Source organism: Advenella sp. (assembly GCF_052108595.1).
In the GTDB taxonomy this organism is placed as follows: Bacteria; Pseudomonadota; Gammaproteobacteria; order Burkholderiales; family Burkholderiaceae_B; genus Advenella.
In genome coordinates this window covers 1-7,370 of the sequence record NZ_JBQEAU010000161.1, presented here as the reverse complement: position 1 = coordinate 7,370, position 7,370 = coordinate 1, and the positions used below count along the sequence as shown (strand labels likewise).

8 protein-coding genes are annotated in these 7,370 nt (G+C 56.4%); 7 read left to right on the top strand and 1 reads right to left on the bottom strand.

What is annotated here, in order from left to right; translation table 11 throughout:
* Positions 1 to 845 (bottom strand): amidohydrolase family protein (locus ACTIKR_RS19565; RefSeq protein WP_442328766.1); only part of this gene is annotated, 845 nt, incomplete at its 3' end.
* Between the two features lie 273 nt (positions 846 to 1,118).
* Between ACTIKR_RS19565 and ACTIKR_RS19560 the strand changes: the two genes are divergently transcribed.
* The 7 genes from ACTIKR_RS19560 to ACTIKR_RS19530 form a co-directional block, all read left to right on the top strand.
* Positions 1,119 to 1,403 carry a Flp family type IVb pilin gene (locus ACTIKR_RS19560; protein ID WP_193088971.1) on the top strand — a complete coding sequence of 95 codons (285 nt, stop codon included), beginning with the start codon at positions 1,119 to 1,121 and terminating at the stop codon, positions 1,401 to 1,403.
* An 11-nt stretch (positions 1,404 to 1,414) separates the two neighbouring features.
* Positions 1,415 to 2,827 carry a Tad domain-containing protein gene (locus ACTIKR_RS19555; RefSeq protein ID WP_442328765.1) on the top strand — a complete coding sequence of 471 codons (1,413 nt, stop codon included), beginning with the start codon at positions 1,415 to 1,417 and terminating at the stop codon, positions 2,825 to 2,827.
* A gap of 1 nt (position 2,828) precedes the next feature.
* Positions 2,829 to 3,539, top strand: a complete 711-nt coding sequence (locus ACTIKR_RS19550; RefSeq protein ID WP_442328764.1) for a pilus assembly protein — start codon at positions 2,829 to 2,831, stop codon at positions 3,537 to 3,539.
* A 38-nt stretch (positions 3,540 to 3,577) separates the two neighbouring features.
* Complete coding sequence (locus tag ACTIKR_RS19545; RefSeq protein WP_442328763.1) at positions 3,578 to 4,297, top strand: hypothetical protein; 720 nt, start codon at positions 3,578 to 3,580, stop codon at positions 4,295 to 4,297.
* Positions 4,298 to 4,311: 14 nt separating this feature from the next.
* Entirely contained in the window at positions 4,312 to 5,355 is a 1,044-nt protein-coding gene (gene cpaB, locus ACTIKR_RS19540; protein WP_442328762.1) for a Flp pilus assembly protein CpaB, read from the top strand.
* Between the two features lie 11 nt (positions 5,356 to 5,366).
* The gene (locus ACTIKR_RS19535) at positions 5,367 to 6,896 is read left to right on the top strand and encodes a type II and III secretion system protein family protein (protein ID WP_442328761.1); all 1,530 of its coding nucleotides are present in this window, start codon (positions 5,367 to 5,369) and stop codon (positions 6,894 to 6,896) included.
* A 10-nt stretch (positions 6,897 to 6,906) separates the two neighbouring features.
* Positions 6,907 to 7,370 (top strand): FHA domain-containing protein (locus tag ACTIKR_RS19530; RefSeq protein ID WP_442328760.1); only part of this gene is annotated, 464 nt, incomplete at its 3' end.

The window sequence follows — 7,370 nt, the reverse complement described above, 5'->3', positions numbered from 1 at the left end:
ACCTGGGGGTTGTCGGCAAGGATCTTGTTGCGCAGTGCGGGATCCTCGCAGACCGCACCGAAGATATTGAGCAACAGGCCATCATCAGGCACCTCGCCTGTGACATTGGGGTGCGGCCAGTCGCTGCCCCATAGGGTACGATCGGGCATGGCGTCAATAATGGCTTTCATGAATGCATGGCCTGCCGTATAAGGCGCGGCGCCGCCGGCCAGCCGATCCACGCCGGAAATCTTGACCCAGGCCTGCCGGCAGTGACGCAGTTGCAGCAGCGCTTCAAAGGCTTCGCTATGTAAGCCTTTATTCGTGTCTATTCGTCCCATATGATCAATCACAAAGGGGACGGGTAGATTTTTAAGGTCCGGCAGCAGGCGCAACAGTGAAATCTCATCGGCGTGAATACAGATATGCCAGCCCAAGTCGGCAATTTTGCCGGCCATAGCCGTCACGTCGTCGATTGTTGCGCCAGCCAGATGGGCAACGAAATTGAAACGCACGCCTCGAATGCCGGCCTGGTCCAGTTGCAGCAACTGATTCCGGCTTACGTGTGCCGGCAGTAGCGCCACCCCGCGGTATTGACCCCGGCTTCGTCCTATGGCATCTGTGATCGCTGTCATATCGTAACCATGGCAGTTGGGCTGGACCAATACGGCGCGGCGCAGACCCAGATTGGCCTGTTTGGTATTCAGATCGTCAAGGCCTGCATCGGGTGGCGTATAGGAGCGATTGGCGTCAAAAGGAAAGCGCTCGGCCGGGCCGAAGATATGACAATGGCTGTCGCAGGCATTGACGGGAACATCGAAGGTGATCTTTTCGGTGTGCTTTTTTGCCGGCGCACAGTCAAACATGGGTCGCGTTCCTTGGTGATATTCAAAGGCGGTATTTCAGAGGTGGTATTTCAAACGGCATATTAGCTCGCTTATTGCTCATGTTAGTAGGCTGTGGCAGCAAGCGCAATGGGCCGGTTTTGAATTCTGTTATGCATAAAACGTATACACAGGCAGCCAGGGGCGATTGCGCAAGCTGCGGCATATGGAAATGTCGCTGTCGGATTCTGCGAATTGCACCGGTTTCCGCTGCACGGCACACTATCTGCCTCATCAATCAATCGGAGGACAGGTATGCAGGAACGTTTAAAAGCGCAACGCGGGCAGGGCATGACTGAGTACATTATTGTTGTTGCCCTGGTGGCTATTTCTGCTATTGCAGTGTTTCAGCTGTTCGGTCAAACGCTGCGTTCGCAGACCGCAGCCATTGCCAGGGAACTGGCCGGCGAAGACGGCTCAGCCGAATCCCAGGCCGCCCGCAGCGCGGCTGAACGGGCAGCAGGGCAAACTGCAGCCAAATCGCTCAAAAGCTTTACGGGCAATGCAGACGCTGTCGGTGGCGGCTCAACAGGGCAGTAATTGCATTTGTCATGAACGAGCTGTACTTGAAACATCGCCAGAACATGCGGCTTGACACTCAACGAGGTCAGGCGCTGGTGCTGGGTCTTTTTCTGGTCATGCTGCTGGCCGTGGCACTTATCTATCAGTTCGGTGTCGGGCAGGTAGTCGGGCGTAAGGCGCGACTGATGCACGCGGTAGACGCGGCGGCCTATTCAGGTGCGTTAGTACAGGCCCGGGCGCTGAATATGCAGGCGTATATCAATCTTACCCAGACGGCGCACCAGGTGGCGATGGCGCATCTGGTGACACTCGGCTCCTGGGGTCTGTTTGCGGCAACACAGGGCCAGCAGCTGGCAACGTTCAATCCGCCTGCCCATGTGATCGGCATGATGTTCGGTGCGCAGCACCTGGCAGGGTACACCGCCTCTGCCCGTGCTTTGGCGTTACGAGACATGGCCCGCACAGGGGGCGAACTGCCACGTCTTTTTGCAGAACATGACCGGATCGTCCGGCATGTGCTGCAGGCGGCCTCTGAAGCAGTCCATCAAAGCATGCAAAGCGCCAGGGATCGGGCGATCACGCAGGTGCTTGAGCAGAATTTTCCAAAAAGTGCTGTCACGCAGAAAGCGCTGTTCACACAGGGCGGACCGGTTCGTCAGCCAGCAACGGTCGTGCCCGTCAGCTATCCGGCGGACCAATCTGCGCCGTTGTCATGGGTTGCCCGCAATCACCTTGAAAAGCCCTACACCACGCGCTACAGGCCAGCCGCAGGCTATCGACGGTTTCTTGAAGACGTGGTCGCGCTTTATGATTTTCTGGATGTTCGTGACCATGTGCAGCGCAATAGCTGGATGGTGCAGTATCAATGTCCGCAACTGCGCCACGAACTGCGGCGGCGTGGTCGAACAGTGCTCGACAGCAGCGGTAACTGGCAATCAACAGATACCCAGTCCTATCATGCGCTCAGAAGCAATCAGTATATTGGCTGCTACTACCGGGAATATCCCATGGGATGGGGCTGGATCCCCGGCCGCGCGAATCTGCCTGGCACTGATATGCCTTACTCAGAAAACGCACCCGATAACTTTGGCGATATTGATTTTTGGCGCTGGGTTACTCGGGCCACAAGCTGGGATATTTTTTCCGGCAGCGCCAATCCGCTGGCAAACTCACGGGCCGTCGTCGGAAAACCTCAATGGGAGGGGGGCGGCCTGGTTCCTTTTTACGATGTGCGTGACGCTTATCGCCGTCGCCCATTGGGGTTCACGATCACCGTCAGGCAGCATTTTGCCGATCAGCCCGCGCTTGTTGTATCTGCGTCGGCAGAGACATTCTTTGAACCAGCCAGCGAAAACAGGAAGTATCGCAACGAACAGCCGGGGATGTGGCATCCCTTTTGGCAGGCGCATCTTGTTCCAAATCCGGTCAAAAAGGGAAATTGATATGAAATACCAGCATGGACAGGCACTCACCGAAGGCTTGATTGTGCTTTTATGCGTGCTTACTTTTTTTGCTGCTGCCACCTGGCTGGGGCGACTGCAAGATATGGCGTTGTATGAGCAACATGCCAGCCGTTTTGGTGCGTTTGAGCTTGCCAGAGCAGGCAATATCGACAACGCCAAATTGTCGCCCCGGTTTTTCCAGGGGCGGCATGCGGGCTGGCGCAACCGACAGGGTAATGCGCTGGTGGTCGATGACAGAATACAGGTTACGTACAACAGGCAGGCCCGCCTTGATCCTCAAAGCCAGCCTGGCGCAGTTGACAGGAACGCGACCATTTTACGCGAGGAGTGGGAACTGAAGGACAGCGGCATCGCCAATGTGTCACTGCGCATTCGTCCGCGAGCGACTACGCCATCCGAAAAAACGCTAACGCGTACTGAACGGGTAGGGTGGGCATTGGATTTTATCGACAGTCTTGCAGTGTCGCTGCGCAGGCATACCGCAATTCTGGTTGATGCCGGGCACGCCATCAATGCACAGTCGGCACACGAGCGCGCGGCCGCTTCCAATACTGCATGGCAGCAGATCGCGCGCGCGTCATATGCGGCAGGGAAAAAAATGGCAGCCGCTGCCATGCCCGTTGATACACCCTGGGGGCGAGCGGCGCCCGTTTTTGACTGGTTCATGCCCTGGGCCGGCAAAAAACCTTAAGTCCCTGTTGTTACTTGAATCATTTTCTGGACCATTGTATGCAGGTTTTATTCGTCAAAATCGTCTTTGTATTTACATCGTTGCTGTGGCATGGCGATGTGGTTGCAGCGAGTGCTGCAAAAAATGCTCCCGTTGCATTGCTGCGTAATGTATGTCGGGAACTGAAGCTGTGCACCAAGGTGACGCCGGTATCAGTTCAGGTGTTTGGTATGCCTTCCGCGTTTATGGTGCTCAATCTTCAGGAACCGCCAGGACAACTTATGCAGCGATTGCATGGCCGGTCTTCACCGTTTTCGCAGTTCACCCGAGTCGGGAACCAGATTTTCTATAGTGGCTTGCTTGGCCAGACGAGTCTGCAGTTGGTGGTAGACGTGCTCAATACAGATACCACCCATGCACTATTGAGTGCGACGACGCTGGCGCCTGCCGGTACCGATCCGAATCCAGCAATAGACCCACTGCGCTTGCCAGGCCGTCGCATGCTCCAGCTGGTGCCCGATGGCGCCCGGCTGCTAATGGATATCTGCTATGCCGATCGCGAGCGCACCTGCCATCAAGTTTATTCTTATGCGCATCTGAGTACCGAACAGCTTGACAATGCGTTGAAGACGACGCTTATTGCTGCCAACTGGCAAGCCCAAAGCATAGCGGCAGGTCTTGCTACCTGGATTCGTCACGGTCGAACGTTTCAATATTTCCTGGCCAACGTCAACGGCAATACAACGCTTTATCTGATGGCGCCTGCAATCTTGTGGTAGGGCGGGAGGAAAAAATGCGAATCTTCAGATTAAGCCGCAACGCCTTGCTATTGCTTGCGGCCATTGCGGCAGGTCTGGCGGCGGCCTGGTTTGCGCGGCGCTATATACAGGATCATATCCGGGCGCTGGACGAGCAGGCCAAAGTGCGAACGGTCAGCCGGATCGTCGCCGATTTTGATCTGCCCGAAGGATTGCGACTGGAGCGTTTGCATCTGGCGGTCATGCAGGTCCCGGCCAGTTGGGTTCCCAGCGGCAGCATTGCACCCGAAGACGTGCAAAGCATCGAAGGCAAGGTAGTGACAACTGCAGTGCGCAAAGGGGATATATTGTTGCGCGCCAATCTGGCGTCCCAGCGTCACGAAGCATTCTCACAGAAAGTGCGAAGCGGCAGGCGCGCCATTACCATGCCGGTGGATGCCATCAATTCGGTCTCGGGCATGCTGGTGCCGGGCGATCTGATCGATCTTTACGTGTCGTTCGAATATCGCCGCAAAAGGATTACGGCACCACTATTGCAGGGTGTATTGGTGCTGGCCACCGGTAGCGACAGCCAACCGTCTGGCGTTGGGGACGAATCGGTTCAAGGCACAGCATTTTCAACGGTCACGTTGGACACGGCACCGGAAGAAGCAGCCAGACTGGTGGCGGCGCGGCAGGCCGGCACCATTACGGCCTTGCTGCGACATCCGAGTGATGTCAAGGCAAGCAACAAGGGCGTGCAGGGGGATCTGGCGACGCTGCTGGGAATTGCAAAACCGATATCGGTTACACGGGCCAGAGCTGCAGTCATTTATGGCAACCAGCCGCAACACAGGTTACCAGCGCTGCTCTCCGATCCCAGGCCGAGCATGCCCGAGTTGTCCAGAGGGCTTATTGAACTGCCCGAGACAGAGGACATCGTGAGCGCATGGATCAACTCGCTTCCAGGTGTCAGAACATCAGGCAGCGCCTCGCCAGTTGAACCCATCGCTGCCAACGAAGGCATGTCTGTTGCTGCCGATGACGTTCGTGATATAGGAGCAACCCAGGTTCAGACACCAGACGTACCCAGGGATTAGCAGGAAGCGCTATGAAATTTATTTATGCATTTTCATTTTTTGTTGCACTGGAAATGGGCGCCATGGTGCCGTCTTGCGCAAACGAGCAACCCCGCTCGCAGATCACATTGCAGGTTGGTGACGTCAAAGTATTGCCGTTTGTCGATCTGGCCCGTGTGGCCGTGGGCGACGGAAAAATTGTCAACGCGGTCACCGACGGTGAAAACGAGCTGGTGCTGTTTGCCCGGGAGCCGGGGCAAACCGTGCTGAACATCTGGGACAAAACACATCGAAGTCAGCAGTTTCACGTATTGGTCCGCGCTGTCGGGGAACAAAAGCTGCAACATGAAATACGGCGTATGCTCAGTACGATAGGGCGGATTAAAACCACGCAGGTTGGCGACAAGATCATTGTCGAAGGAGACAATCTGAGCGATGCGGATCGTGAGCGCCTGCTGGTGCTTGTCAGGCATTTCCCACAAATTGTGGATATGACCAGCCAGATCGGCTGGGACCAGATGGTACTGCTCGATGTACAGATTCTGGAGCTGCCCCGCAATGTATTGCAGGAGCTCGGTGTTAAATGGGGCACGCATGCTGGTGGGTTTTCCATGGGAGCCGTCTGGGACACCGGGTCCTCGCGTCTGTCGAGCAGGCCGGGCGACAGTGTGCTGGACATTCCGTTCAGGGCCATCTCGCCTGCCGGCTATTTTGGTCTGAATGCGCTGCTGTCCGCATCACTGCAGGCTTTGGCCCAGGAAGGACAGGCAGTTATATTGGCCCAGCCACAATTGATGGCACGTAGCGGTGCGACGGCAGAGTTTCTGGCCGGCGGCGAGGTCCCTTATGTGACGACCGACAAGAACGGACAGAATCAGACCGTATTCAAGCCTTACGGTGTGAGTCTGCATATTACGCCGCGCATCCAGAAAAATGGTAACGTGAGATCAAAAATAGAAGTTGAGGTCAGCTCGGTCGATGCCTCCATGGCGCTCAACGGCGGGCCTGCGCTTAAAACGCGCCGCACCTCGACAGAGTTCAATGTACAGTCCGGCCAGACGCTTGTGCTGGCTGGTTTTGTCTCCCGCGATCAGTTTCGTAATGCCGACAAGTTGCCCGGCATGGGCGACCTGCCTATTCTCGGCGCGTTGTTTCGATCAAACAGGTTTCAGCGCAATGAAACTGAACTGGCCATATTTGTACGACCCGTTGTGGTCTCCGCAGATAACCGCGATCTGCAAAAACGCGCAGCCCGTTCCCGCGCCATCATTGACGAGACGTTCAAGAACGCGCCGATACTGAATACGCCAGTGGCAGCGGGCAGACCCGAGGAATCGCAGGCGGTGCCAGCATCGGTCAAACGCCATTATCCCATCTGGATCCCCGCAGGGCAGCGGTGGCAGTATTCGCGTAAGTTGCCGCCTGCGGACCGCGCCGGTCGTTTGACGGGGGAGCGTACCGGCGGCGTTCGACGCCAGCGCCATGTGCCGATACGGGTGCGCCACTCTCGATGGAAGCCCATTCTGCGACTGCAGTTATCCGATATAGATCAAACTTTTTGAAGGTGGGACAGTGATTGTGATTGACATGCACTTTGAAGATGGAACATTTCAGAGTCGCCAATATGCGTTGCCGGCCATAGTGGGAAGGCAAAAAGATTGCCAGATTTGCGTGCGCAGCTGGCGCGTGGCCCGGCAACATGCCCGTCTGGTTCGTCGGCAGGCCGGGATCTTTGTTGAAGATATGGGGACACTTGCCGGTACGATTGTCAATGGCATACGTATTACCGAGTACGGGCCGTTGTCTGCCGCCGACGAAATACTGATCGGCCCGTGTCGCATGCTCATACGTGATGTGTTCATTGCAGATTCGGCGTACACGCGCGGCAGCGCCTCTGTCGAGTACGCACACGGGCACGGTCGGTCCCGCAGCGCCCTGGTACAACAGCAGTCACAACATCAGGGGAACCAGAGGCGATCTGATCTGCCAACAGACGATTCGCTCCATAAACCTGCTCAACATTCAGTTGATACACC